Here is a 26,037-nt window from a genome sequence, read left to right as displayed (position 1 = left end):
CGCTCCCTTGATAGGCGAGCACGATCGGGGCACCCTCCCTTCGTGAGAGGGCAAATGTGGCTACCGACCATCTTAACAGCAGGCTTTCTGGGCGCAGAGACAGATTGCGAGATCGCTGAAGCCGTTATGGCTCACTTTCAAGACGATCCGTACGTAGCTGTCATTTCAGGCCCAAATAGCGAGGCCCAACAAACCGTCACGCCTGTCATCGATCTCAATCAAACACCTTGGGTGAATTACCCACTCGTCGACGGTCCTGTCAGCTCCGAGAACGTGGACATGGACAGACTAATGAGCGTTCTGGATGAACTGGATGAGCTAGCTGATACGTCAATAGCGTTTGGGAGAGCTCGCGCACGAGCCATGATACTCAATGATCTGGAGCATCTCGAGCAGCTGTGGGCCCCGCTTGACCCCAGTCTGTCGCAAGCATTCACACACGCCAATAGCAGGAACACCCCTTGGGACTGCATCCATGCTCGGCCTGACCCGACACATTTTGAGGCCAAGTATATTTCCGTAACGCATCTGGATCTCTCTCGACCCGCCTATATTGAGGAAGGTCAGACCGCAATTCTCGCGTACTCAAAACATACCATCTCACATCAAATGCAGATTGGCGGAAGCTATGGCAGTGAAGGGTGGATCAAGCTGGCGCAAAACCCAGCAGGACAATGGGCAATCGTGGATATTCTGGAGGCAAGCATTTGGCACGGTCCGTAAGTATCCTCTTCCCTCTGCTCCTCCTCACCGCCTGCGCCAGCGCGCCGGACCGGGTCGTGGAGCGCGAGTGTGCGGTAACCATGGCGGTGCTGACCCCCATCCTCAATGCCGCCCATGAAAGCGGAGACAACGCCGAGCTGGCGAGGCGCACCGGGCTCTGGCCCCAACAGGGCGCAGAGGCCTGGACCTATGCCCGGAATATGGGGTTTGCGCCGGTCTGGCGCGCGGCGGCGACCGACGAGGCCCTGCGCCGCGCCTATTGGGACCATTATGCGCCCCTGCAGCGGCAAACCGGATTGAGCAGAGCCGAGCGCGAGTTCCGCGCCTGGGAAGCCGCCTATGCCCAGGTGGGCGATGACCGGATCTTCGCGGAAGAGAGCCTGTGGGCCGCCTTCTTTGACGCCAATGACGCCAGCATCGCCACACCCTGCGCGCAAACGCTGAGCGACCAGCACGGCGCCGCCCTGATCAGAGCCTCCGCCCCGCGCTCAGACAGCGCCGTCCGGGTCGAACCGGCGCGGCCTGTGTTCAGCCCCGATGGCGATCACGCCCTGATCGCCGCGCGCAGCGTCTATCCTGAGCTTGATCCCGACGATGGACCGCGCATAACAGGCACCGTCTGGTATCTCACCCCGCGCAGCGACGGCACGTGGCGCGTGATGAGCGCACGGCGCACGGATTTGGAATAGGTAGATCGGAGCCGGATGGGCCTCCGGATCAAGTCCGAAGGCCGAGAGGATTATACTCTGCATCTCGGTCCTCGGGCTTGACCCGGGGACCCATGCGCCACCAGCCCCACGCGCAAACGCAGGGGGAGCACAAAAGACGGGTCGCGCGAGAGCGGGGCGTCTGGTGTTGAAGGTGTGTCGTCTGGAAGCCTGCCTCGGCTCCCGCGCTTGAGATGACTTGTCGGGTTCACCGTCCGGAGACTTCTGCGCTGTCGCGCCGCCGGTGCAGTCAGTGTCTCATCAGACACCGCTGCCCTGGACCGCCCGGTGAGGGCCCGCCTTTTCGGCCAGAGACAGCGTTACAGCCTCTGTCCTCGGGACATCCCGCCCCTCCCAGCCTGAACGCGCCGGCCGCCCGTCATGGGAGGAACGACAGGCAGTATGGCGCGACTTTCACCGGGGGCGGATAAGTCCGGCGCTCTCCTTGACGGCGGGGACTCCCATCTGTCCTTGCGTCGCAGGCTTTGGCGCCCCATAAGCGCGCGCCATGACGTTTAACGCCTCTGTGCTCACCCTCTATCCGGACGCGTTTCCGGGTCCGCTTGGGGTCTCATTGCTGGAGACTGCAAGAAAGAACGGACTCTGGGCGCTTGAAACGGTGGACATCCGGTCGTTTTCCCGTCATAAGCACGCCTCCGTTGACGACACGCCGGCTGGCGGCGGCCCAGGAATGGTGCTGCGCCCCGATGTAGCGGCAGCGGCGATCGACAGTCTTCCAAGGGATGGACGGCCGTTGATCTATCTGACGCCCCGTGGCAAGCCGCTCTCCCAGACCATGGTCCGGGAGTGGGCGGCCGGTCCGGGCGTTATTGTCTTTTGCGGCCGCTTCGAAGGTCTCGACCAACGGGTCATCGAAGCGCGCGGCATGGACGAGGTGAGTGTCGGCGACGCCGTGCTCGCCGGGGGGGAAGCCCCCGCCATGGTCCTCATCGAGGCCTGTGTGCGGCTGATCCCCGGCGTGCTTGGCAAGCTCGAGAGCACCGAGGACGAGAGTTTTGAGGGTGATCTGCTCGAATATCCCCACTATACGCGACCGCGTGAGTGGGACGGGCACGAAATCCCGGACGTTTTGCTGTCAGGCGATCATGGCCGGATCGCCCGGTGGCGTAAGGAACAGGCCGAACAAATAACGCGACTGCGCCGACCCGATCTCTGGACGAGATATCAGCGGCGTCAAGGAGAAGAGCCATGAACCTGATCCAACAGCTCGAGCAGGAAGAAGCCGCCCGCGTGCTCGGCGACAAGAAAATTCCGGAATTCTCCCCGGGCGACACGCTCTCTGTGAACGTGTGGATCCGTGAAGGCGACCGCCAGCGTGTTCAGCGCTTTGACGGCGTGTGCATCGCCCGCTCCGGCGGCGGCCTGAACGAGAATTTCACCGTGCGCAAGATCAGCTTCGGCGAAGGCGTCGAGCGCGTCTGGCCGGTCCACAGCCCGCTGATCGAGTCCATCGAGGTCAAGCGCAAGGGTAAAGTGCGCCGCGCCAAGCTGTACTATCTGCGTGATCGTCGCGGTAAGTCCGCGCGTATCGCCGAGCGCACCACCGGTCGCGGCATCGAGCCGCGCGGCAAGAAGAAAGAAGGCTAAGCCCTTCTTCCCTTCTACGGGTGACAAGATAACGCCCGCCGGAGCTTTCCGGCGGGCGCTTTTTGTTATGGTGTTTTAGCTAAGCCCTGCGGGAGATTTTCTGTTCTCCCTCGCCTCCGCTCGGGCGATCTTCGCTGACGCTGCGGACGCGCGGTCGCGCTTGCGAGCCCGTTGGGCTCGGTTATCCTGATCCTCGCTGCGCTGCGGGCGGCCTTTGGCCTTGCGGCCCTGATGGCCCGGAGCGCGGAACCCCGACCCGTTTCAGATCCCGCTATTCGCTGGCCATCTGATCGCGGACGGCGACGGCGGTGCCGGGAAAATCGGTGAAAACCCCGTCCACGCCCTCGTCATAGAGCGCGCGCAGCTCCTCCTGGACCGTCTCGCCCACGACCGGCGCGCGATCATCGCGCACAGTCCAGACATGCACCTCTAGGCCCAGATCATGGGCGTCTTGCACAAAGCCCGTGCTCTCTCCGCCCTCTGTGAAGAGCAGCGCCTTGTAGGCGCCGATGCCATCGGCGAATTGCGCAATCTCTTCAAGGCTGCGCCCGCCCGCATTCGCGCCCTCGGCATCCGGCCCGGCATAGAGCATGGCGAGCGGGACATCTGTTTGGGCATTCAGGCGCTCGAGAAAGTCTGCATCAAAGGACTGGATCACCACCGGCGCCTCCGCACGGTTGAGATCATGAGCGTCCAGCGACGCAATCAATGCGGGCAGCGGATCAAGGCCCAGGGCGGCAAACGCAGCCGGAGCCTTCACTTCCGGCTCGATGGCGATCTCGCAAGCGCAGCGCTCTTCCTCGGCCGCGACGAAATCGAGAAACTGATCGAAGGTCAGGACCGGAAATTGTCCATTATAGGACTGGTCGCGGTCTTCCATGGTCTGGCTGGCGGTCAGCGTGGTCAGCTCGGCGGCGGTGAAGCTGGGGGTCCACCAGTCCTCCTGTCCCATCATTTCTGCACGACGGTCAGCAAACTCGGGCCGCGTCGCGATATCGGTGGACGACGACAGATACGGGTCGTGCCGCACGATCAGGACGCCATCTGAGGACATGACGAGATCGGGTTCGATAACATCCGCGCCCAGATCCAGCGCCAGCTGGTAGGCGGCCTGGCTGTGCTCGGGGCGCAAACCGGACGCGCCGCGATGGGCGATCACAAGCGGCGGCGCCCCATCCAGCGTGCGCCATTGCGGCGCTGACGCCTCATTCGTCTCGCCCGCTTGCGGCGCATTGGACGGAGAACAGGCGCTGGCCAGGACCGGCGTGATCAGCAGGAGCGCGGCGAAACGGTTCATGGTCATCCCCCATACCGTGCGAAACACAGGGGGCTGACTTTACTAAGGCTCGCGCCGAAGCGGCGTGATGTTTTCGTGACGACGCCGGACGGTGTGTCCGGTCAGCCGCGCACGCTGCGCCCGGTCGGGTCAATGGGATCGTCCACAGGTCCGGGACCGCCCGGCTCGGACGGCGCGCAATAGGGCCAGCTCGCCGAATTCGGGCCCTGGCCGGTGCAAGTGGAATCGCCTTCGGGGAACATGGCGCAGCCAGTGACAGCCAGCACAATGGCGAACGGCGCAGCGGCGCGGATAAATCGACGAATGGTCATGACGGCTCCCCTTTACGGCAGGGCCACCATCTCCTGCTTGTCAGGCCAGCGCAAGCGCACCGGCGCGCATTTATAGTTCACGCGCCCTTAACGCCGGCGGCTGCATCAAGGACAGGTCTTCAAGTTCCGGACGCTTCATGACCCGTTCTTCGCGCAAAACCCGACGCAAATCCGGCGGTCTGCCGGTCTGGCTGCGCCTGATGATGATCACCGTGATCGCGGGCGGGCTTCTGGGCGTGGGCGTGGTGGTGCATCTGGCGCGCACCTTGCCCGATCTCAGCGCGATCGAGCCGGCGCCCCGCACCGGTGAAGTGGTCCTCCTGGACCGGGAAGGCCGCACCATTGCCCGGCGCGGCCAGTCCACCAGTGCGGTCATCACGGCCGACGCCCTGCCCCAGACGCTGGCTGATGCGGTGATCGCAGTGGAAGACCGCCGCTTTTACAGCCATTTCGGGATCGACCTGATCGGCACGACCCGCGCCCTCATTTCCAATATCCGCGCCGGGCGGGTGGTGCAGGGCGGCTCCACCATCACCCAGCAATTGGCCAAGAACCTCTTTCTCAGCCCCGAACGCACCTACAAACGAAAGGCGCAGGAAGTCCTGCTCGCGCTGTGGCTGGAAAACCGCTTCACCAAGGATGAAATCCTCGCGCTCTATCTCAACCGGGTCTATTTCGGCGCCGGAGCCTGGGGCGCGGAAGCCGCGTCGCGACGGTATTTTTCAAGACCGGCGGATGAGTTGAGCATTGGCGAGGCCGCGCTGCTGGCCGGCCTGCTCAAGGCGCCGTCCCGCTATGCGCCCACCAATGATGCGCGCCGCGCCTCGGTCCGCGCCACGGTGGTGCTTGATCTGATGTACGCCACCGGACGGATCAGCCAGGCCGAGCGTATTGAAGCCGCCTCCACCCCGATCCGGGTGTCGCGCGGCAGCTCCAGCCCCGGTGCAGGCTGGTTCGCAGACTGGGTGATGACCCAGGTGCGCGAGCTGGCGCCCGGACATGAAGGCGATCTGATCGTACGGACCACGCTGGATGTGGACGCCCAGCGCGCCGCCGAAGCGGCGCTGACCCTGGGGCTTGAAACCCCGGACTGGTCACGCGGCGCCACCGAAGGCGCGCTGATCGCGCTCGACAGCCAGGGCGGCGTAAGAGCCATGGTCGGGGGGCATGACTACGCCCAGGCGCCGTTCAATCGCGCCGTGAACGCCCGGCGCCAGCCCGGTTCGGCCTTCAAGCCCTTTGTCTACGCCGCCGCCTTTGAAGGCGGGCTAGGCCCGGATGACGTCTTCACGGACGCGCCTATCGCCTACGGAGACTGGGCGCCGCAAAACTATGGCGACCGCTATGAAGGGGACATGACCCTTGAGCGCGCCTTCGCCCGCTCGTCCAACGCCATCGCGGTTCAGGTGGCCGAAGCCACGGGTCGGGGCTGGGTCCTGCGCACCGCTCAGCGCCTGGGGATACACAGCCCGCTGCAGAACACCCACGCCTTGTCGCTCGGGGCGTACGAAGTCACGCCGCTCGAGCTGGGCCAGGCCTATCTGCCGTTCATGAATGGCGGGCGTCGGGCCGACGCCTACGCTATCCTGTCGGTTCGCACGGCGGAAGGCGACATGCTGTTCGAGCATGAACCCACGCTGGGCGAACGGGTGCTTGCGGATCGCGTCTTGCGCCAGATGGACCAGCTCTTTGACGCCGCCGTGAGCTATGGCACCGCGCGGGGCGCCCGGGTCGAGGGCCGACTGGTGCGCGGCAAGACCGGCACGACCAACGACAATCGCGACGCCTGGTTCGCAGGCTGGATGGACGGTCTGACCGCCGTGGTCTGGATGGGCAATGATGATTACACCGCCACCGACAACGCCGTCGGCGGCGCAGGCCCGGCCCGTGTCTTCGCGAGCTTCATGAGCGGCGCGCCCATCCCGCCCCGCGGTCTGGACGCTCTCTTGGCCGATGCCCCGCGGGAGGATGACCCCATCGCATCGTTGTTGAGCGGGCCCGTCGATGAAATGCGATCTGACGCGGATGGTCCCTCCCCCGCGCCGGAAGAGGATCCGGACGCCGACCCCGAAGACAGCGATCCCATCGCGGATCTGCTGGGCCGGATCGGCGGCGCGCAATAAGACGGGAACCTGACAGTCTGTCGCCGAGTTATCTGGGTTTGCGCCGCGCCTTGCGATAGGCTGGCCCAAACTCTGCTCGCCACAAGGACTGATCATGGCTGCTCTGACCCGACGCGTATCACTAGCCCTCGCGCTCACCCTGGGACTGGGATTGTCTGCCTGCGGTCCGGATGTCGGCGACACCGCGCAAGGCGACAGCCAGTACCAGCGCAATGTGACAGAGGCGACGGCCCAGACGGCGCTGTCCGCCTTCGGCCTTGAAACGCCCGGTCGTTCCAGCTGGGAGAGTCGGCGTTTCGAGCGCGGCGCCTATGTCTTCACCGATTTCTCGATGACGCTCGACAATGGTCGTCTGCGCGCTGATGAGCTGGTGCTAACCGGTCCGCAAATGGTGGACGGACAGCCCTATTTCCTGGGTCTCGACCTTGAAACGCTGGCGATCGAAGCGCCCGAAGGCGCCTTGCACGCCGCCACACTGAGCCTGTCGGACCCCAGCCCCGAACTCGCCCGGGCTGTGGCCGGCGTGATGCGAGGCGAAGCCGATCTGGATGAACTGGCCTCTCTGGAAGACGCATACGGGTTTTCAGAACTCGATCTGGTCGCGCCTGTCATGCAGCTCGACGATGCGCCCGATCTGGCGGTCACGCTGAGCGCAGACAATATCCGCCTGTTCGATTTTGTTCAGGATGAACGCCTCGGCTCGATCGAATTCGCCAATTACGCCATGGAAGGCGTGGACGAGCAGGGCCAGCCCATGGCGATGAGCGTCGCCTATCTGCAGGCGACCGAGCTCAAGCTGGATGGTCTTGAAGGCGGCTCGCCCTTTGGCGCCGCCATGATGTCACCCGAGACCGCACCCTATGAATTGATTGATCTGCGCGGTCTTGAACTGGAAGCGGGCGGCGTCTTCATCACCCTGCCGGAAATGAGCGCGCGCGTGGACGAAGCGTCGTCCGGCATTATCAGCTCCCGGCTGGCCTTGCCCGAAATGCGCGTTTCTCCCGCCGCCTCGCATCCTCAAAGCCCCCGCATTCGCGAGAGCTTCGCGCTTTTAGGCTATGAGGACATCGTGCTGAGCGCGGCCGGGGAAACCCGGTATGACCCGGCTGAAGACCGCGCCTGGACTGAAGGGGACAGCTATCTGCGCATCGAGGACGGGCTGACCCTGACCTTCGAACAGGAAATGACCGGTCTGGCCGCCTCTGCAGCGCTGGCCGATGAGAGCAAGGACGATGCGGCCCACGTGCTGGAGCCCATGCTGATCCACCACTTCAGCCTGCAGCTGACCGACCAGTCCCTGATGCAGCGGATCACCCGGCAGATGGCGCAACAATCAGGCGTCAGTGAAGCCCAGGCGCGGGTCCAGCTGGGCGCCATGGCGCGCATGGGGCTGGCTTTCGCCGGCGCCCAGATGCCGGCCGGCCTGTTGCAACAGGCGGCCAGCGCCGTGGACGGCTTCATCAATTCAGGCGGAGTTCTGACGATCGAGATGGACCCTGAAAGCCCTGTCTCTGCGGCGGCCTTCGCCGACTATCCGGCGCCAGACGCCGAAACGCTGGGCCTGACCATTCGTCATGAGCCGGCGGCCGGTGACGCGGACCAGACCGAGCGCTGAGCTCTAGCTGCGCTGGACGTGGTGTTCGGCCATGAACGCCTTCATCTTCGGCGCGATTTCCTCGCGGAAGCGTCGGCCGTTGAAGACGCCGTAATGGCCGACGCCGGGCTGGATATGGTCCAGTCGCAAACCGTCAGGCAGGTTTGAGCACAGGGTGTGCGCCGCCTGGGTCTGGCCAATGCCGGAAATATCGTCGTTCTCGCCCTCGACCGTCAGCAGGGCGACATCGGTGATGGCGTCGGGACGCACCGGGCGCCCCTCGACCGTCATCTCGCCCAGCGCCAGCTTGTGCTTCTGGAACACGTCCTCGATGGTCTGCAGGTAGAACTCCTCGGTCAGATCCATCACCGACAGATACTCGTCGTAGAAATCGCGATGCCGGTCGGCGCTGTCGCCATCACCCGCCACCATGTGCTGGAAGAAGTTCCAGTGCGCGTCCACATGGCGCTCGAAATTCATGTTGATGAAGCCGGTGAGCTGCAGGAAGCCCGGATAGACCCGGCGCATGGCCCCGGGATACACCGCCGGGACGGTCTGGATCAGATTGTCCCGGAACCACTCATAAGGGCGCTCTTCCGCCAGCTTGTTGGGCACGGTCGGCGATTTGCGCGCATCGATGGGCGAGCCCATGAAGGTCATGGATGACGGCCGGGCCGGATCCTCGTCCTCGGCCATCAGGGCGATGGCGGCCAGCGTCGGCGGACCGGGCTGGCAGACCGCGACCACGTGCGGGTTCGTGCCCAGCGCCGTGATCATCTCACGCACATACAGCACATAATCATCCAGATCGAAGCGGCCCTCGGCGACCGACACCTTGCGCGCATCCACCCAGTCGGTGATGTACACTTCATGGTCGGGCAGGAAGGCCTCGACCGTGCCGCGCAGCAGCGTGGCGTGGTGGCCCGACATCGGCGCGACGATCAGCACCGGGCGGTCCTTGAGTTCTGACACCTTTATGCCGCGCGCCTTGGCCAGCGCCTTGCGATCACGCTTGAAATGCAAAAGCGAACAGAAGGGCTTGCTCCAGACGGTCTCGATATCAATGTCGACCGGCTGATCATTGACGAGCACCGGGCTCAGCTCCCAGTCCGGCTTGCCGTAATAGCGCGTCAGGCTTTCAAACAGATCCGCCGCCGCCGCCGTGGCGCGGCCCGCCAGCGTCTCCGACGCCGGATTGAGCGGAGAGCGCAGGGAGGCGCGCGTCATGTTCGCCGCCGCCCGCCAGGGCAGCATGGCGGCCCGGCTCATTTCCAGGAAAGAGTAAAGCATGGCCATTCTCCTCAGGGCCGGGATGTCCGCAGCCCTGTCAGCTGAGCACGATTATGCCGGGTTATTCTCTAGAAACTGTTGAAGGCGTGAGGCGATCTGGTCAGGCGTCGCCTGGTGCGGAAAGACTTCAACAAATTCGCCATTGCGGCCCATCAGATAGATCAGCGAGGAATGATCCATCGTGTATTCCGCCAGCGTGCCGTCATCCTCCACGCGGCGATAATAGACCCGGTAGGCGCGCGCTGCGTCCCGGATCTGCTCCTCGCTGCCGGTTAGCCCCAGCAGATTCTCCGGAAACGCTGGCGAATCCACATAGGAAGCCAGGGCTTCAGGCGTATCGCGTTCGGGATCGACCGTGATCAGGAGCGGCTGGTATTGCGCCGCCTGCTCGGCCGGCAGGCGATCAAGCGCCGCCGCCATCACCTGAAGCGAGGTCGGGCAGATATCGGGGCAATAGGTGAAGCCGAAATAGATCAGGGTCGGCCGCCCTTCGAACGTCTCTTCGGTGACGGTTCGGCCGGTATGGTCCACCAGGGTGAACGGCCCGCCGATATCCGCCTCGCCCGACATGCGCACAGGCGCGGCGCCCGAGGAGGTCGATGACGGCCCGGATGCCCCGGAAAGCCAGATCAGCAGGGCCCCGGCCAGACCCGCCAGCACGGCGGCGATAACCGGAAAAAGCCAGATCGGTCTATTTTTCAAGTCCATGGATAGTCCTGAAGTTGAGAGCGCGCCGGCGCAGCGCAATCATCCCCCCTGAGGTACGACATTCTTGTGTCAGAAGCGAGCCCTGTCTATCGCAGTGCAGCATTTTCGCGAAGGCGCGGCGCGGCATCTCGTCCAGTTGACCTCGGCCCCTCTCCTCGCTCAGTTGGCCCATTAGCCGAACCTGGGGGAGCCCGCGCGTGCGCGACAGCCGAATTGAACCTGACTGGTCCGATCTGGACGCCGACCCGGACCTGACGCCCGTGTTCGGTCGCGTGCGGCTGCGCACGCTGATCCTGCTGCGCTGGCTGGCCGTCGCCGGTCAGACGCTGGCGGTGATCGTGGTGTTTTACGGGCTGGGCTTTGATCTGCCGCTGGGCGCCTGTCTGGCGGTGATCGCGGCGAGCGCCTGGGTCAATGCCTGGCTGACCCTGGCGATGCCCACACAGCGTTTCGCCAAGGACTGGGAGGCCTTCCTCCAACTCGCCTATGACGTCATCCAGCTCATGGTGCTGCTGGCCCTGACGGGCGGGCTGACAAACCCGTTCTCGGTCATGCTGGTGGGACCGGTGGTGATCGCCGTCTCCGCCCTGCCCGGTCGCTGGTGGCTGACGCTGGCGGCCATCGCCATCATCGGCTCGATCTCGTTGAGCATCTGGCATCTGCCCTTGCCCTGGGCGGACGGCGAGACCGTGACCCTGCCCGCCACCTACCGGTCCGGCATCTGGATCGCGCTCGCCATCGCGATCGGCTTTACCGCGATCTACGCCTGGCGGGTCGGTCATGAGGCCCAGCGCATGGGCGCTGCTCTCGCGGCGACCCAGGGCGTGCTGGCGCGCGAACAGCGGCTTTCCGCCCTGGGCGCGCTCGCCGCCGCCGCGGCGCATGAACTGGGCACCCCGCTCGCCACCATCCAGCTGACCGCCAAGGAAATGCTGCGCGCCGCCCAGGACGATATCGCCCGTGAGGACGCCGACCTGATCATCTCCCAGGCCCAGCGTTGCCGCGATATCCTGCAGCGCCTGTCCCAGTCCTCACACAACACCGCGGACAAGATGCATGAACGCATCGGCATCAAGGAGCTGATGGACGAGGCGGCGGCGCCGCTCAAAGGGCTCGACGCGCATATCACCATCCGGCTCGCTCCACCGCCGGACCAGCCGGATGCCCCGGTCCTGAAACGCCAGACCGAGCTCTTGTACGGGCTCGGCAACTTCATTGAAAACGCAGTGGATTTCGCAACGACCGAAGTCGCGATCACCGGCGCCTGGACCCGTGACGCCCTGACGATTGTGGTGGAAGATGATGGTCCCGGCTTTCCGCCCGACATCCTCGCCAAGCTGGGCGAGCCCTATGTCACCACGCGGCGCGGCCAGCCCGGCTATGGCGGTCTGGGGTTGGGGGTGTTCATCGCCATCACCCTGATCGAGCGGATTGGCGGCCGGGTGGACCTGACCAACGCGCCCGAAGGCGGGGCCCGGGTCGTGCTGAACCTGCCCCGTGCGACGCTGGAGGCGGAACCCAAGAGCGATGTGGGCGCCTACGACCTCTCGCGCTAAATAGTCCAATGACACAGCTGTCTTGCTTTCCATCAGGCCTTTGCAGACACAGGCCGAATGAGGGTAGAGACTATGTCTGAACAAACCGACCCGGTTAAAGGAGCCTGTCGGCCGTGAGCGAACACACTGAACTGGACCTTCCCGAAGACAAAACCCTGCTGCTGGTCGACGATGACGAGCCGTTTCGCAATCGTCTGTCCCGCGCCATGCAAAGCCGTGGGTTTGACGTGGTCAGCGCCGTCGGCACCGTCGCCGAAGCCATGGCGGTCGCGCGTGAGACGCCGCCCGCCTTCGCCGTGGTGGATTTGCGCCTGGATGACGGGGATGGCCTCGATGTGGTGCGCACCCTGCATGAGAACCGCGACAACTGCCGTGTGATCATGCTGACCGGCTACGGCAATATCGCCACGGCCGTGGCCGCCGTGAAATCGGGCGCGGTGGACTATCTGTCCAAACCCGCGGACGCCGATGATGTGATGAAGGCGCTCCTGGCCCAGCCGGACGCCAAGCCGGCGCCGCCGGATAATCCGATGAGCGCGGACCGCGTTCGATGGGAGCATATCCAGCGCGTCTTCGAGCTGTGCGATCACAATGTGTCCGAAACCGCCCGCCGGTTGAACATGCACCGCCGCACGTTGCAGCGCATTCTCGCCAAGCGCGCGCCGCGCTAGGACGCCCGGACACAAGGGGCAGACCATGAAGATCGGATTCGTGCTGTTTGACGGGCTCACCCAGCTCGACTTCACCGGTCCGCTTCAGTTCCTCTCCCGCATACCCGACGCGCAAACCCTGCTGATCGCCAAATCGGACCGCCCGGTGCGCACCGATTGCGGCCCCTTCATCCTGCCTACTCACACGCTGGACACCGCCCCGGACCTGGACCTGCTCTGCGTTCCGGGCGGGTTTGGCGTGGACGCAGTCATGCAGGACCCGGCCCAGATCGACTTCGTCCGCCGTCAGGGCGAACAGGCGCACTATGTGACGTCCGTCTGCACGGGCGCCTTCATTCTGGGCGCGGCGGGCCTGCTCAAGGGCGTACGGGCGACCACGCACTGGCGCTATCACACACATCTGGCCGCCTTCGACGCCATTCCGGTCGAGGCGCGCGTCGTCCATGATGGGCGCGTGATCACGGGCGGCGGCGTGACGGCCGGGATCGATTTCGCCTTGAGCGTGGTGCGTGAAATCGCGGGTGAAGATCTGGCCGCCGCGGTTCAGCTCGGCCTTGAATACGACCCGGCGCCGCCCTTGAACGCCGGGCGCCCGGATCAGGTGACACCAGCGGTTCGAGATGCGGTTGAGGCGCGCTTCGCCCCGCGCATGAAAAGTTTCGAGACTCTGGTCACGCAGCTGACCGCTCAGAGCGGGTAAACGCCGGTCCAGTAACGACGTGCCCGGTCAATCTCATCCAGGCTGGCCGCCAGCGCTTCCATATGGAGCTGACTGGGCGCCAGCCGCACCGGGCCTTGAGGCTCGCCCGCCTCGTTAAGCGCCGTTATTTCGGTGGCGCCCCGCGCCAGATGATGCCGCCAGAGCGCTTTCGTGACGGCCGGGTCGTCCTCTGTCAGCCCTGTGTATAGCCGCGCATAAAGCGCCCCGAGGACCGGGTCGCCGCACGTCACATACAGACGGGTCAGATCCTCACACAGCTTGGTGTTGGCCATCTGACGCGCACCATAGCGGCTGGCATTGGTCTTGGTTTCGATCAGGCAGGCTTCAAACGCGTCCTCGACCTGGCGCACGAAGATGCCGTCGATGCCCTGCGGACCGGTTCCGGGTTTGCCGTTGACCGGTCGCCAGCCTTCAGCCGCCATCATGATTAAGGTGAGCGCTTCGCCAAACGCGCCCTGGTCATTGGACGTGACAAAGGCGCGCGGCGTCAGTGGCCGAAAAGGGGGCAGAGCAACTGCCTCTGACCGATATCCGCTTGCCTTTAAGCGGCTCCGCCATCCGCGCCACCCCCAACGGCCGGCATACCCCGCGCTGACGGCGAACAGCGTGCTGACGCCGACAACTCCGATCAGCTCGATCACCATGGGAGCCGCCATATCAGGCCGCCGCTCGCATTAGATCCAGGGCATTTGAGTGTACAGCTCATAAGACACCATGGAGGGCACCATCCCGCCTTCTTCCATCAGCTCGGGCGTCACCACCACCCACTTTGTCTTGAAACTCTGACGCCAATCGACCTCAAGCACACTGTCCTCATATCGGACCGTGCGGCTGGCTTCGAAGGCGTCATTGTCGACCCCGCGTTCACCGGTCTCGAAATTCCAGTCATGGGATGGACCAGGGAAATGGACTTCAACCTGGTGTCGCGCGCTCATGGGGTAAGGCAGCAGCGCTTCCTCATCGAGCTCGATCAGATACTGGGCCGGATTGAGAAAGACATCCGTTGCCAGAATCCGAGTTCGTGCGCCTTGAGCATCCGCTTTGCCGAAAAAGCGGGATGCGCTGAGCTCGAGCCCGATGCGCAGGGCGTTCTCGTTTTCGTTGTCATAGACGCTGATATGATCGACCGAGACGTCTTCAAAAGCCTGATACGCTTGAAGGAAAAATGTCTCGCGATCGGCATCCGATGTGTTCTCGAAAGCGGCGCGAAGCAGGTTTGCATAATCGGCGCGGTAGACCAGCTGCACGTCGATCACCAGCTCGTCATCCGGGCCCTGTGGCAGATAATAGACTTGGCGAATATCGGTCCAGGGCTCGCCTGATTCCCGATCCGGCATGTCAACGAAGCCCGTCTCGCTGTCGTCCAGCACCAGCGCCTGATCATAATCGGGTTGCACGCGCTGATCCATCAGTCCGCGCTGCAGGCTCAGCGTTGGGTCCACCCAATAGTGCTCGCCCTGCCAGTTGATACGGACAATCACATGATCAAAGGCTTGCGGCGTGGCCGCAAGGTCAGCGAGGTCCCGACCATCCAGACTGTTGACCAACGCCGCATGGGATTCGATGCCCAGCGCCTTGAGCAACTGGATCAGCAACAGGGTCTTCGCCTTGCAGTCGCCGTTCCGGGTGCGCAGCGTCTCCTCCGGGCTGGCCGGGGTATACCCCTGCTCGCCCAGGGAAATCGCGAAATAGCTCACATGGTCCTGCACGAACTGTATGGCGCGCACCATTTGCAGCTCAGGATCGTCCGTGGAGCTGCGGATGCGGTCCGCCACTGCACGCACATCCGCTGAGGGACGACCCGCGTCATACAGCTCACGCCCCCAGCGCTTGACGTTCGCCCAGCCCTCGAACTGGGTGATCAACCAGCCGGACGTGTGCTGGAAGCGATTATAGGGGTCACGCTCGACATTGGCGGTCGCGGCCTGTGGGGGCTGGAGAAAGGCCTGATAGCCCTCTGCGTTCACGGTCTCGGGCTCGTCAGCATCGCCCAGCACCTGCAGCCGCGCATCATCAGGCGCCAGCACGCGAATGCGGGTTTTCGGACTGTCCACATAATACTGGACCCCGACGAACTCGCTCACATGCCCGTTCATGCTGGGATGCCCGCCCGTTACCGACCAGCTCAGATCCAGCGTGTCGCCAGCCTGCAGATTCGGGATGCGTACGAGCGCGCGCTCAAGGCCCGTGACGACTCCCTGGCCCAGCTGGTCCTCCCCCCGGATCTGGTCAATGAACAGATCGGGCGTCCTGTCGTGGCGCACCCCCTCACGTATCACGGCCACTTCGTGCAACAAGACGCTCTGATAATCGGGGTAGAAATCGATCAGACGGGTGGAGACAGCCTCGGCGGCCTGACGGTTGGCCAAGTCTATCACCATGCGGACATACCGGACCGGACGTTCTGGACGCAGGTCTGTCTGCTGATCGATCAGGCGAAAATAGAGGCCCGTCTGGGAGTCCGCGAGCGCCTGGCGGTCAAACGCGCCCGGCTCGAGCCGCTCCACAAAGGCCGGTACAGGGCTGAACTCCACAGCGCCAACGGGGGCTGCAGCAGGCATGGCCTGTCCGACTTCGGTCTCGGACGACGGCACGTTCAGGAGCCCGGTCGCCGCCAGCCCGGCAACCACAAGCACCACAACGACAAACACAATATTGAAATAGCGCACGAACGCTCGCATCGCTCACCCCCTCACAGCGATGACGCGACCCCTCGCACCATCTTTCCCCAAGACTAGCCTAGAAAGCGAACTCGCAGGCGTCCAGCACGAGAAAGGCGGAAAGAGCAATATTTTTCCGAAGGCTGCCTAAATCGCACGCAGAGCGCGTTCGGCTGCGTTGCGCGCGAACTTGAGGGTCAGGGCCTTGCGCCGGGCCGGGGCGAGCTTGGCCACCGGGCTTTCGCGCACCACCGCGCCGCCGAACCCGTCCGCAATGATCAGGCCGGTCTGCTCGGGCAGGATGTCGGCGGGAAAGCGGTCTGAGACGGCGAAATAGAACCGGTCGCACCAGGCGAAATAGTCGGGCCATTTCTCATCGGTGCGGAAATCCTGGACCCCGGATTTGACCTCGACGATCACCATTTCGCCCTTGGGGCCCAGCCCGGCGAGATCGGCGCGCCGACCGCAGGGCAGGGTGAATTCGGCGATCGCGGTGATGCCCAGATCCAATAGCAAGCGCGCGGCGCCGCGCATCAAAAGGCGGGCGTCATCAATGGCGGGATTGCTCGCGCGCGCCGTGGAGAGGGGATCGGTAACAGCCATGCCGCATCATGTTCCTTTTATGTTCTCACCGCAAGTCCTGTCCGCCACTGGCTACGGGACGCAATGAGCCCTATTTCTGTATCATGTTCAAAGCCCGAGACCTTTCCCGCCTGACCGCGCCCGATGAGGCGCAATTCCTCGACATCGCCCAGCAGGCCTGGGACGGGCTGCCCGACCAGTTTCGGGCCCTGTGCGGCAATGTGGTGATCCAGACGCCGGACTTCGCCGACGAGGCGACGCTCAACCATTTCAACATGGAGAGCGCCTATCAGCTGACCGGGCTCTATCATGGCGTGGACCTGACCCAGAAATCCGTGCTCGATCCGGCCCAGGGTCCCGATTATGTCTTCCTGTACCGCCTGCCGATCCTTCTGGAATGGTGCGAGCGGGGCAATGTGACCCTGTCTGAGATCATCACCCATGTGCTGGTGCACGAGATCGGCCACCATTTCGGCCTGTCCGACGATGATATGCACGCCATAGAGGACGCCGCGGACTGATCGTCGTAAGAGCGGGGCATGGAGACCATCCCGCCCCTTGCGGCTCTGGCTGCGCTGATATCCGCCATGGCGCATGCCGGCATGGCGCTGTTCACCAAGCGCGCCGAAGACACGCTCACCTTCCGGGGCGTGTCCATGGTCTTTTCCGCCCTCTGGCTCAGCCCGGTCCTGTTTGTGTTTCCGATCCCGAGCTGGGAGGTCTGGCGCTTCCTCCTGCTTGGCGCAGGGCTGATCTGGGCCTTCAACATGCTGATGATCTCCGCCTTCCGGCGCGGATCCATGAATCTGGTCTATCCGGTGATGCGCGGCGCCGCTCCGGCCATCGCCGGATTGTTCGCCTTCGCCTTTCTGGGCGAACCCCTGAGCCCGCTCGCCATCATCGGCCTGTCGGTCGCCTCCGCCGCCATCATCGCCTTCGCCTGGCCCGAAAAGGGCGGCGCGCCCAAGGCGGCGGCGCTCGGTTTCGCCCTGTCCGCGGCGGTCATGACGGCGAGCTATACGGTCAATGACGCCTCGGGCGTGCGCGCAGCCGGCTCTGCGCTGGTCTATGCGGCCTGGTTCTTCGTGCTGAGCGCCATATCACTGATCGGGACCGCCTGGGTGCGGCGCGGCGATCAGCTGATCCGCGTCGCCCGGTCCGAGCTCAAACGCGGCTTTTACGCCTCCTTTTTCAACATCACGACGTACGGGCTCGCACTCTATGCCTACGCCAATGCCCCGGTCGCACCCATGGCGGCCTTGCGAGAGACCTCGGTGGTGTTTGGCGCGATCGTCGCGGCGGTGATCCTGAAGGAGCCTCTGGGCGTACGCCGGGTCGTGCTCGCGGTCGTGCTGGCCCTGGGACTGGCTGCAATTCAGCTCGGATAACCAATCCGGGTTTCGCCCGCCTGCGTATTAGGGCATCAAGGATATCCCAGTAACCAAGCCGGACCGCGATCCCATGTCAGACGCCCAGAGCGACACCTCCAAGAGCACCATCGGACAGGGCTCCAAGCTGCTGGTCGATGTCGGGCCGGCGGCGATCTTCATGATCACCTACAATGTCGCCAAGCGCATGGTGGAGGATCAGGCGATCTACTGGGCGACGGGCATCTTCATGCTCGCCACCGCCGCCGCCGTGGTCTACGCGATCGTCACCCAGAAGCGCTTCCCGCCCATGCTGGCGGTGACCTTCGTCATCGTGACGCTGTTCGGCGGCATGACGATCTATCTGCAGGATCCGATCTTCATCTTCATCAAGCCGACGATCATCAATCTGATCTTCTGCTTTGCGATCCTCATCAGCTTTGCGCTCGGCTTCAATGTCTGGAAGCGCCTGTTCGGGTCGATCTACTCCATGCCCGACCATGCCTGGGTCATGCTGGGCATTCGCTGGGCACTGTTCTTCGCCTTCCTGGCGGTGCTGAACGAGGTGATGTGGCGGCACATCGTCGACGCCAACGTGCCAGAAAGCGCACGCTGGTTCGCAGGGCTCGAGCTGAGCGAGGCCTTCTGGGTCAATTTCCGCTTCTTCGGCACCTTCCCGCTCTTCTTCCTGTTCGTGCTGGCCAATGTCCCGATGACGCTGAAATACGCCAAATCGGCCGACGAGAGCGAAGAGAGCGCGACGAAAGACTCGCATTGAAACAGGCCATAACGGCCCTGTGAATTTCAAGCGAGCCGGATATGGGCTAGTAAGCACTTATGCTTACGTGGCTCTCCGTTCTGGCCGTCCTCTTCCAGGCCCACACCGCTCCGTCTGATGAGACGCAAGCGGCGCCCCAGCGGGCTGTGTCCGCCGCCTTTGACAGCGTGCGCGTGGTGGAGCTGTTCACCTCCCAGGGCTGCCCGCTCTGCCCCGCCGCCAACCAGCTGCTGGCCGAATTTGGCGAAGAGGACGATGTGATCGCTTTGGCCTGGGGCGTGAATTACTGGGACGCCTATGGCTGGGCGGACCAGTTCGCCATGCCCCAATTCATGGATCGCCAGAAAGCCTATGTGGATGCGGGCGAGGCCATGCGGGTCTACACCCCGCATTTCGTGCTCAACGGCTCGCCCGAGCAATTGCGCTTTGACGCCGACCGGATCAGGGCAGCGCTGGATGAGACCGCCCCGATCCCCACAGCTCACATCGAAGAGACCGACACAGGCGCTCAATCGCTCGCGCTTTCAGGCGCCCGCGCCACCCCGGCGGAGATCTGGGTGGTGCAGTATGAGCCGGGTGTTCAGACCCGCCAGATTGAAAGCGGGCGCAATGCCGGCTTGCGCATGACCCATTTCAACATGGTCCGCGCCGTCGAGAAGCTCGCCGACTGGCAGGGCGGGGAGGCGCGTTATGTCCTGCCCGACACCGCCCAGGGTCTGGATGCAGTGGTGCTGGTCCAGGACGGGCCGGGCGGACGCATTCTGGCGGCGGCGCGGCTGCCCTAGCCCGCTCGGGCGTAGTGCTGGTCGAAATACAGCATCCAGCTCTCGCCGCCATCCGCGCTCATATGAACCTCGAAATCATGGCCTTCGCTGGCGGTGAAGTCATGGATCAGCTTGAAGTGTAGCTGTCCGCCTTCAATGGGATAGGAGGTATCGGCGCGCAGATTGGTCGTCACCAGACGGCCTTCGGCGTCAAAATCACCCTCATAGATATCGAGAAGCCCGAAAGCGTCATCCATGACGCTGAGCCGGTAGATCTCGCGATAGGGATCATAGCTGAACAGGGTGCGCAGCTCGGTCAGCCCGTCCGATCCCAGATCGATCCGGGCGGTTTCCTCCAGTCCGCGATCATTGAAGGCGTAATCGGCCTGCGCCGTGCCGGGCTCCAGCGGTTGCGCGCCGTCCGGTCCCATGATCTGACCGGTGACCACCCAATCGCCCGCCAGCGGCGCCAGACGCGCCATCGCCTCGAGCTGTCGCGCGGACACATCCTCCTGCGCGCTGGCCCAGCCTGTGAAACACAAGGCGACGCTCACGCTCATAATGCACTGTCTCAACCCCATCACGTCCTCCCGACCTGTCGTATCGGGACAGACTGGCGCACAGTCACCAGATGGAAAAGTGAATTGGGGTTAATTGACCGGCTCGGCCACCTGATCGAGCCCACGGGTCAGACGCTCATAGGCATCGGGGCTGACCCGGAACGCCCAGCCCTCCACCTGAGCGTTGAAATGCGCGGCCCGGGGCGCGGCATCATCAGCCAGCGCCGCCAGCTCGATCGTCACCCAGCGTTCCTCGCCCTCGGCATAGAAGTGCATTTCATAGGCGAGGCCCGAGAAGGTCACGGCCGCATGGCGGGCCACATAGGCGCCCACGACCTCCTGATCGGGTTTGACGTCGCGAAAGCGCAATTGCGCACCCGCCGTCGCCACGCCATTGGCCGCGCCCGCCGTTACCAGGCGCCAGCCGGACGGTTCACGCAATTCGTAATAGCGCTGAGCTTCCCCGGCCCGCATCACCCGCCAGTCCGGCCCGAATTCAGGTTCGATTTCCGCCCGGGCGATGGCCGACCCCTCATGGTTCCAGAAATCGAGCCCCATCCAGCGCCCCGGATCTCCCAACAGATCCGCCGCCAGCACGGGCCCGGACGCCGCATAGGCGCGCACGCCCCCCGGTCGGCGCACATAGAGCCCGGTCTCGCCGCGCAAACGCCCGATGATCAGATCCGCGAGGGTCTCACCCCCGGCATTGCTGACGGTCACGCGGACGCCATCGCCGCCGGTTTCAGGTGCGCCCAGCCCCAGACGGTCAAACTTGTCGGCGTCCCGGGTCATGGCTTCGGTAAAGACCAGCCTCTGTAACAGCGTATCGAGCTCGGCAATGCGTTCGGCGCGCACCGGGTAGTCGCCCCGGTTCGCCATGACCCAGCGCGCTCCGCGCTCTTCCATGACAAACACGCCGTCTGATGTCTCAACCCGGATGCGCGACGCGCTGGACGCCTGTTCGGACCAGTCCGGAAGCACCGGACCGCTGACCTCAGGCGCCTGGCCGCTCCGCGCGTCACGCCAGACAGCGGCGGCCCCCGAAAGCAGAAGGCCCAAGGCCACGACCAGGCTGATCAGCGCCTGCACGCCGCGGCGCTTATGGGGTGTGGGCCGGCTCATGCGCGATGTCTCCTGCGCCAGACAGCAGCCACAATACCGAAGACCAGGACCGCCAGGGGCGGCAGCCAGAGCGTCCACAACAAGAGCCGGTTCTCCAGCGCATCAATCTCGACGCGGAAGCCCCGCTCGATCTCGCGGAGGCGTTCGCGCGCATCCAGGATCTGGGCGCGCAGGGCCTCGGCCTCCGCCGCATCCGCACTGCCCGCCCCGCCCAGCGCCGAGGCGCGGCCCAGACGGGTCAATTCCTCCAGCCGGCCTTCGGCTTCGCTCAGCTCGGCCTGCAGGCTGTCCTGCAAGGTGAGATAGCGGGCTTCCGCCGCCGTGCGCAGGGCGTCCACGCGCGTCATGGGGCGATCCGAACGCGAGCGGGAGCGCAGGGTCACCAGCGCGCGATCGCCCGCCAACCGGTCCACCAGATTGAGCACCAGAGACAGATTGTCCGCCACCACCTGTTCGCCCTGCACCGGATCGGCGCGCAGATAGAAAGCCGGATCGAACAGGTCCACATCACCCAACACGATCACTTCGCCCGGCCCGGTGCTTTCATCCAGATGATCTGCGGTGATCGGCGCGCCGTCATCGGCGGGCGGCCCATCCGGGAAGGCAGTGCGGAAGCGTCCATCTAGCAACAGGCCCAGATTGAGCGGCGCATCCGGAGCCGCCTCGAAAGTGCGCATCAACTCTTCAGGTGAGGGGCTCGAGGCGGCGATATCGGCGTCCAGCCGCGCGCCCTGGGCGCTAGTGGACAGAAGCGGCGTCACATTCAGACCCGCATCGGGCTCAAATCCCAGAACGCCCGGCGAACCCAGATTGACCGATCGGGACAGCCCCGCCAGACCGGGCAGCGATGCGTTCAACCCGGCGGGCGGCACCGAGAACCAGAGCGGATAGGCGCGCATGCGGGTGCGTCCCGCCTCGACGATCTGCACCGGCAGGCCGGTTTCGCCATCCATGCCGACGCTGTTGCGATCGTAGATGACGCCCCAGCTGGCAAAGAGCCGCGGCAGGTCCGTAGCGCGTTGGGCGTTAAGCGGGGGCAGGCCGTCCGGCCCCGGTTTCAACGCCAGATGCGCCATGGGGTCCACAGCCGCCATGACCCGGCCCCGGGCCAGGGTGAACTGGTCGATGAGATAGAGCTGACGCTCGCTCATGATCGGCGGATGGATCACCAGCAGCGCATCAGCGTCTTCCGGGATGGTTTCAAAATCGGGCTCCAGCCAGCTCAGCTCATAGGTCGCGCCCAGCTCGTCGATGATGCGATTGCCGCTGCGGCCCTCCCGATCCGGTGCGAAGGGCAGGTCCGAAATGATCGCCAGACGGGGCGTGCGGGCGCGCTCCAGCTCCGCGACGAGACGGACGATCTCGTATTCCAGCCGCGCTTCATCCTGGGGGTCGAAGAACGCAATGATGCGGGCGTCATCAACCGCGTTGCGGCCCACCAGACCGAAGAAGATCTGGCCGCCGCCCTCGACCGGGACCGGCTGGAGACCGGCGGCGATGGCCGCGTCTTCCTCTGGCGAAAACGGCGCCGGATCAATCTCTTCAAGGCGCAGCGCCCCGCCCGACCGCGCCGTCAGGGTGCGCAGTAATTCCCGCACCCGCGCGCCATAGGCCCGAAGCTCGGGATAGCCGGCCGCTTCCGCCCGCGAATAATAGAAGGAGAGCGTCATCGGCTCGTCGATCCGGGACAGGACATCGCGCGTGCCGTCCGACAATTCGTAAAGACCGCGCTCGGTCAGATCGAGCCGGGCCCCGTCGAGCATGAGCCGGGCCGTCATGTTCAGCCCGGCGAACCCCAGAATGAGGCTGAGGATCATCACCCAGAGGAAGCGATTGCGGCTCATCGTCCGCCTCCCCGGCGCGCATCAATCAGCGCCATGGCGAGCCCCAGGCCCAGCCCCATGAGAGACAGGAAGTAGATCAGGTCCGCCAGGCTGATGACGCCCCGGCGTAAGCTGTCAAACCGGGCGAGCGCAGACAGGTCGGCCAGCGCTTCAGCCGCGGCGCCCGGCATGTGCGCGGACAAGGCGTCCAGCATGAAGGGCGCGCCGGACACGGTGACGAGGAAGCACGCGCCCACACCCAGCACGAACGCGATCACCTGGTTCGGGGTGGAGGCGGACAGGGCCTGGCCCAGCGCCAGATATCCGCCTGCGAGCAAGAGCGCGCCCAGATAGGCGGTGGCGATGGCGGCGTTATCGGGACTGCCCAGATAATTCATCGCCGCCCACATGGGGAAGGTCAGCATCAGGGCCAGGGCGGCGACGCTGAGCGCGGCGAGGAACTTGCCCAGCACCAGCTCGTAAAGCGCGATCGGGCTCGCCAACAGCACTTCGAGCGTGCCCCGATCGCGTTCCTCCGCCCAGGCGCGCATGGCCAGCGCCGGCATCAGCACGAGCAACAGCCAGGGCATGTAATCAAACAGCGGGCTGAGATCGGCGCGCCCGGTATCAAACAGGCGGCCGACCCGCCAGGCGAAAGCGGGCGCGGCAAAGGCGAACACGGACAAGAAGACATAGGCGAGCGGCGTTTCGAAATAGGCCGCCACTTCACGCCGGAAAATCGCGATCAAACCCGTCATGTGCGCGGCCCCGTCTGATCTGAAATCACGGGGTCCTGGAGCGATCCGGTCAGCCCGCGGAACGCGCTTTCCAGGCTGCCGCCGAACTGGCGCGCCACTTCAGCCGGGGTCGCGTCGACCTTCACCCGACCTTCGGCGATCACGACCGCGCGCGAGCACATCGCGTCCACTTCATCAAGCAGATGCGTGGAGATCAGGATCGCCTTTTTCGGCGCCATCTCACGGATCAGATCCCTGACGCCATCCTTCTGGTTGGGGTCGAGCCCGTCTGTCGGCTCGTCCAGGATCAGCACCGGCGGGTCATGGGCGATGGCGGCGGCAAGCGCGGCGCGGCGCTTATACCCCTTCGACAAAGCGCCGATCGCCTTGTCCGCCATCTTGCCCAGCCGGGCGCGGTCCAGCGCGACGCGCGTCGCTTCCTCGAGCGCGGCGCCGGAATAGCCTCGAGCGCGCAAGCCGAACCGGACAAACCCGCGCGCCGTCATGGAAGGATAGGCGGGCGCGCCTTCGGGCAGATAGCCCAGATGAGACTGCGCGGCGCGGCGATCGATATGGCAATCAAAGTCAGCGATCAGCGCCCGGCCGTCATCAGGCTCCAGGCACCCTGCCAGCATGCGCATGGTGGTGGATTTGCCCGCGCCGTTGGGACCCAGGAACGCGACGACTTCGCCACGCTCGACCGTGAAGGACACCGCGTCCACTGCCGTGAAACCGGCAAAACGTTTGATCAGGCGATCGGCGCGGATCATGGGCGGCGGCTCATCCCGTCAGCTGCGGAAAACGGCGTAACAGGGGTAGCTTACCTCTTCCCCTCGCACCAGCTTTCTAGAGCCCGGGAATGACCAAAGCCTGAAAATGACGGAACGCGATGACAGGGAGACGGTGTCGACCGGCGCAAACCGCCAGACCCGGGGGGCTGGGGGGGCTGTGAATCCAGATCAGGCGGGTTTTGTGTGCGCCAGCCGACGCGATTAAGGTGGTGACGGGGTTAGGCTGCGCGAGGACGAAATTGCGGCGAGATTGCGGCAGACTGTGAAAAGTTCGTAAGGTCCAGAACGAAGGTTATTTCAGTACACACATGGCTTTAACTCCCCTTCACACGCCGCGCCCGAAAGATGATCAGGTGATGTTCCAGCGCACCGAACTCGATCAAATCCTGAGAGTTTACGGTATGATGGTGGCGGGCGGCGAATGGCGAGACTACGCCATTGACGGCCTCAGGGACCGTGCCGAGTTCGCCATTTTCAGAAACGCCGCCGAAGTGCCGATCTATCGGATCGTGAAGACCCCGGCGGACGCCCGCAAACAAGGCGCCTGGAAAGTGGTGGCGCCGGGCGGAAACATCCTCAAGCGCGGCCACGAGCTGTCCAACGTGCTCAAGGTTTTCGACAATCAGCTCAAGAAACTGAGCTGGAGCGGATCCTGACCACAAAAAACCCCGGAGCGGATGCTCCGGGGTTTTTGCTGGAAAGGCGTTCGCCTATTCGCGGTTGCCCAGCATCATCAGGATGATCTGGAACATGTTGATGAAGGCGATATACAGGTTCAGCGCGCCGTAATAGGTCAGCACGCCCAGGGACCGCTCATCGCCGCGTGCTTCCACATAGGTCAGCTTCAGCGACTGGGTCTGCCAGGCCACGACGCCGGCCATCAGGCCCAGGATCGCAAACTGGATCAGCCATTGCAGGCCCGAGCTCTCGATGAAGAACATGTTCAGCAGCGAGATGAGCACCACGCCGATCACGCCCATGACGAGGAATGCGCCAATCGGCTGCAGGTTCGTCTTGGTGGTGTAGCCGTACAGCGAGAGGCCGAAGAAGGCCGCCGCCGTGATGAAGAAGGCCTGCGCGATGGTGCCGAAGGTGATCGAGATGGTCCCGGTCAGGGTTTCAGCACTCGTGCCGCCAACCGCCATCAGGACCCAGACGCCAAGCCCGGCTCCGATCAGGGACACGACCGACCAGTACAGGACTGCGGCGCCCAGAGGGGACGGGTTGCGCATGAAGAACATGGAGCCGAACAGCAGCACGATCGGGCCGAACTGGACGACGAAGTAGAGCGGCGTGTTGAAGACGAGCTGTGTCACCGGATCGACGGTGCCGACAACGAAGGCGAGCACGGCGGACAACAGCAGTCCGAGGCCCATCTTGTTGTAAACGCCCAGCATGAAGCTGCGCAGGCCGGCATCCACAGAGGTGTCGAGCGACTGTGCGCCGTAAGCAGGGTGTGAAAACTGGTTCATGATGTCCTTCTCAACCAGAAACGTGTCAGCGCGAACTCTGCGCCTTGTGAGGCTGAATATCGGAGTTTTGCG

The 26,037-nt window shown here is 64.3% G+C and carries 27 protein-coding genes; 14 read left to right on the top strand and 13 right to left on the bottom strand.

What is annotated here, in order from left to right:
• Window positions 1-54 precede the first annotated feature (54 nt).
• The 4 genes from RBA95_RS01985 (at window position 55) to rplS (ending at window position 3,038) form a co-directional block, all read left to right on the top strand.
• Entirely contained in the window at window positions 55-723 is a 669-nt protein-coding gene (locus tag RBA95_RS01985; RefSeq protein ID WP_306015117.1) for a hypothetical protein, read from the top strand.
• Window positions 724-803: 80 nt separating this feature from the next.
• Window positions 804-1,412, top strand: coding sequence for a hypothetical protein (locus RBA95_RS01980; protein WP_306015116.1), 609 nt, complete (start codon window positions 804-806; stop codon window positions 1,410-1,412).
• A gap of 526 nt (window positions 1,413-1,938) precedes the next feature.
• Window positions 1,939-2,643 (top strand): tRNA (guanosine(37)-N1)-methyltransferase TrmD, encoded by a 705-nt coding sequence (trmD, locus tag RBA95_RS01975; RefSeq protein WP_306015115.1) that lies wholly within the window; start codon window positions 1,939-1,941, stop codon window positions 2,641-2,643.
• On the top strand, window positions 2,640-3,038 hold the full coding sequence (gene rplS / locus RBA95_RS01970) for a 50S ribosomal protein L19 (RefSeq protein WP_306015114.1): 399 nt from the start codon (window positions 2,640-2,642) through the stop codon (window positions 3,036-3,038). The genes trmD and rplS overlap by 4 nt, the downstream gene beginning before the upstream one ends.
• A gap of 271 nt (window positions 3,039-3,309) precedes the next feature.
• Here the strand turns inward: rplS and RBA95_RS01965 are convergent, their stop codons facing one another.
• Window positions 3,310-4,335, bottom strand: a complete 1,026-nt coding sequence (locus RBA95_RS01965) for a glycerophosphodiester phosphodiesterase family protein (RefSeq protein ID WP_306015112.1) — start codon at window positions 4,333-4,335, stop codon at window positions 3,310-3,312.
• 101 nt (window positions 4,336-4,436) lie between these two features.
• Window positions 4,437-4,646 (bottom strand): hypothetical protein, encoded by a 210-nt coding sequence (locus RBA95_RS01960; protein WP_306015111.1) that lies wholly within the window; start codon window positions 4,644-4,646, stop codon window positions 4,437-4,439.
• Between the two features lie 137 nt (window positions 4,647-4,783).
• Here RBA95_RS01960 and RBA95_RS01955 point away from each other — a divergent pair, with 137 nt between their 5' ends.
• Together RBA95_RS01955 and RBA95_RS01950 are read left to right on the top strand one after the other, a co-directional pair.
• On the top strand, window positions 4,784-6,769 hold the full coding sequence (locus tag RBA95_RS01955; protein WP_306015110.1) for a transglycosylase domain-containing protein: 1,986 nt from the start codon (window positions 4,784-4,786) through the stop codon (window positions 6,767-6,769).
• 94 nt (window positions 6,770-6,863) lie between these two features.
• Window positions 6,864-8,384: a hypothetical protein gene (locus RBA95_RS01950; RefSeq protein WP_306015109.1), complete on the top strand. Its 1,521-nt coding sequence runs from the start codon at window positions 6,864-6,866 to the stop codon at window positions 8,382-8,384.
• Window positions 8,385-8,387: 3 nt separating this feature from the next.
• On the opposite strand, the gene RBA95_RS01945 is transcribed toward RBA95_RS01950, so the two are convergent.
• Complete coding sequence (locus tag RBA95_RS01945) at window positions 8,388-9,653, bottom strand: polyhydroxyalkanoate depolymerase (RefSeq protein ID WP_306015108.1); 1,266 nt, start codon at window positions 9,651-9,653, stop codon at window positions 8,388-8,390.
• Between the two features lie 51 nt (window positions 9,654-9,704).
• A complete protein-coding gene (locus tag RBA95_RS01940) occupies window positions 9,705-10,361 on the bottom strand; it encodes an SCO family protein (protein ID WP_306015107.1) in 657 nt (218 codons plus the stop codon).
• Between the two features lie 197 nt (window positions 10,362-10,558).
• Between RBA95_RS01940 and RBA95_RS01935 the strand changes: the two genes are divergently transcribed.
• From RBA95_RS01935 to RBA95_RS01925, 3 genes are all read left to right on the top strand, one after another.
• Window positions 10,559-11,917, top strand: a complete 1,359-nt coding sequence (locus tag RBA95_RS01935) for an ActS/PrrB/RegB family redox-sensitive histidine kinase (protein ID WP_306015106.1) — start codon at window positions 10,559-10,561, stop codon at window positions 11,915-11,917.
• A 113-nt stretch (window positions 11,918-12,030) separates the two neighbouring features.
• The gene (locus tag RBA95_RS01930; RefSeq protein WP_306015105.1) at window positions 12,031-12,588 is read left to right on the top strand and encodes an ActR/PrrA/RegA family redox response regulator transcription factor; all 558 of its coding nucleotides are present in this window, start codon (window positions 12,031-12,033) and stop codon (window positions 12,586-12,588) included.
• A 25-nt stretch (window positions 12,589-12,613) separates the two neighbouring features.
• Window positions 12,614-13,288, top strand: coding sequence for a DJ-1/PfpI family protein (locus RBA95_RS01925; protein WP_306015104.1), 675 nt, complete (start codon window positions 12,614-12,616; stop codon window positions 13,286-13,288).
• Here RBA95_RS01925 and RBA95_RS01920 read toward each other — a convergent pair.
• The 3 genes from RBA95_RS01920 to mmcB all read right to left on the bottom strand — a co-directional run bounded on the left by RBA95_RS01920 (window position 13,276) and on the right by mmcB (window position 16,572).
• A complete protein-coding gene (locus RBA95_RS01920) occupies window positions 13,276-13,965 on the bottom strand; it encodes a hypothetical protein (RefSeq protein WP_306015103.1) in 690 nt (229 codons plus the stop codon). The two genes, RBA95_RS01925 and RBA95_RS01920, sit on opposite strands and share 13 nt — an antisense overlap.
• 18 nt (window positions 13,966-13,983) lie before the next feature.
• On the bottom strand, window positions 13,984-15,990 hold the full coding sequence (locus RBA95_RS01915) for a DUF3857 domain-containing protein (RefSeq protein WP_306015102.1): 2,007 nt from the start codon (window positions 15,988-15,990) through the stop codon (window positions 13,984-13,986).
• A 126-nt stretch (window positions 15,991-16,116) separates the two neighbouring features.
• Window positions 16,117-16,572 carry a DNA repair putative endonuclease MmcB gene (gene mmcB / locus RBA95_RS01910; protein ID WP_306015101.1) on the bottom strand — a complete coding sequence of 152 codons (456 nt, stop codon included), beginning with the start codon at window positions 16,570-16,572 and terminating at the stop codon, window positions 16,117-16,119.
• Between the two features lie 83 nt (window positions 16,573-16,655).
• Here mmcB and RBA95_RS01905 point away from each other — a divergent pair, with 83 nt between their 5' ends.
• The 4 genes from RBA95_RS01905 (at window position 16,656) to RBA95_RS01890 (ending at window position 19,481) form a co-directional block, all read left to right on the top strand.
• The gene (locus tag RBA95_RS01905; protein ID WP_306015100.1) at window positions 16,656-17,072 is read left to right on the top strand and encodes a metallopeptidase family protein; all 417 of its coding nucleotides are present in this window, start codon (window positions 16,656-16,658) and stop codon (window positions 17,070-17,072) included.
• An 18-nt stretch (window positions 17,073-17,090) separates the two neighbouring features.
• Window positions 17,091-17,939, top strand: a complete 849-nt coding sequence (locus RBA95_RS01900) for a DMT family transporter (protein WP_306015099.1) — start codon at window positions 17,091-17,093, stop codon at window positions 17,937-17,939.
• 73 nt (window positions 17,940-18,012) lie between these two features.
• Complete coding sequence (locus RBA95_RS01895) at window positions 18,013-18,696, top strand: inner membrane-spanning protein YciB (protein ID WP_306015098.1); 684 nt, start codon at window positions 18,013-18,015, stop codon at window positions 18,694-18,696.
• A gap of 59 nt (window positions 18,697-18,755) precedes the next feature.
• The gene (locus RBA95_RS01890; RefSeq protein ID WP_306015097.1) at window positions 18,756-19,481 is read left to right on the top strand and encodes a thioredoxin family protein; all 726 of its coding nucleotides are present in this window, start codon (window positions 18,756-18,758) and stop codon (window positions 19,479-19,481) included.
• Here the strand turns inward: RBA95_RS01890 and RBA95_RS01885 are convergent.
• The 5 genes from RBA95_RS01885 to RBA95_RS01865 all read right to left on the bottom strand — a co-directional run bounded on the left by RBA95_RS01885 (window position 19,478) and on the right by RBA95_RS01865 (window position 24,472).
• Window positions 19,478-20,020: a DUF1579 family protein gene (locus RBA95_RS01885; RefSeq protein WP_306015096.1), complete on the bottom strand. Its 543-nt coding sequence runs from the start codon at window positions 20,018-20,020 to the stop codon at window positions 19,478-19,480. The two genes, RBA95_RS01890 and RBA95_RS01885, sit on opposite strands and share 4 nt — an antisense overlap.
• 90 nt (window positions 20,021-20,110) lie before the next feature.
• Complete coding sequence (locus RBA95_RS01880; protein ID WP_306015095.1) at window positions 20,111-21,142, bottom strand: DUF4340 domain-containing protein; 1,032 nt, start codon at window positions 21,140-21,142, stop codon at window positions 20,111-20,113.
• The gene (locus RBA95_RS01875) at window positions 21,139-22,986 is read right to left on the bottom strand and encodes a GldG family protein (protein WP_306015094.1); all 1,848 of its coding nucleotides are present in this window, start codon (window positions 22,984-22,986) and stop codon (window positions 21,139-21,141) included. Before RBA95_RS01875 ends, RBA95_RS01880 begins: the two co-directional genes overlap by 4 nt.
• Window positions 22,983-23,723 (bottom strand): ABC transporter permease, encoded by a 741-nt coding sequence (locus tag RBA95_RS01870; protein WP_306015093.1) that lies wholly within the window; start codon window positions 23,721-23,723, stop codon window positions 22,983-22,985. Before RBA95_RS01870 ends, RBA95_RS01875 begins: the two co-directional genes overlap by 4 nt.
• Window positions 23,720-24,472: an ABC transporter ATP-binding protein gene (locus RBA95_RS01865; protein ID WP_306015092.1), complete on the bottom strand. Its 753-nt coding sequence runs from the start codon at window positions 24,470-24,472 to the stop codon at window positions 23,720-23,722. Before RBA95_RS01865 ends, RBA95_RS01870 begins: the two co-directional genes overlap by 4 nt.
• 329 nt (window positions 24,473-24,801) lie before the next feature.
• Here RBA95_RS01865 and RBA95_RS01860 point away from each other — a divergent pair, with 329 nt between their 5' ends.
• Window positions 24,802-25,149: a DUF2794 domain-containing protein gene (locus RBA95_RS01860; protein WP_306015091.1), complete on the top strand. Its 348-nt coding sequence runs from the start codon at window positions 24,802-24,804 to the stop codon at window positions 25,147-25,149.
• A 54-nt stretch (window positions 25,150-25,203) separates the two neighbouring features.
• Here the strand turns inward: RBA95_RS01860 and RBA95_RS01855 are convergent, their stop codons facing one another.
• Entirely contained in the window at window positions 25,204-25,965 is a 762-nt protein-coding gene (locus tag RBA95_RS01855; protein ID WP_306015089.1) for a Bax inhibitor-1/YccA family protein, read from the bottom strand.
• Window positions 25,966-26,037 lie beyond the last annotated feature (72 nt).

The organism is Oceanicaulis sp. MMSF_3324 (assembly GCF_030733545.1).
GTDB lineage: Bacteria > Pseudomonadota > Alphaproteobacteria > Caulobacterales > Maricaulaceae > Oceanicaulis.
This window is presented reverse-complemented; position numbering and strand designations above follow the sequence as displayed.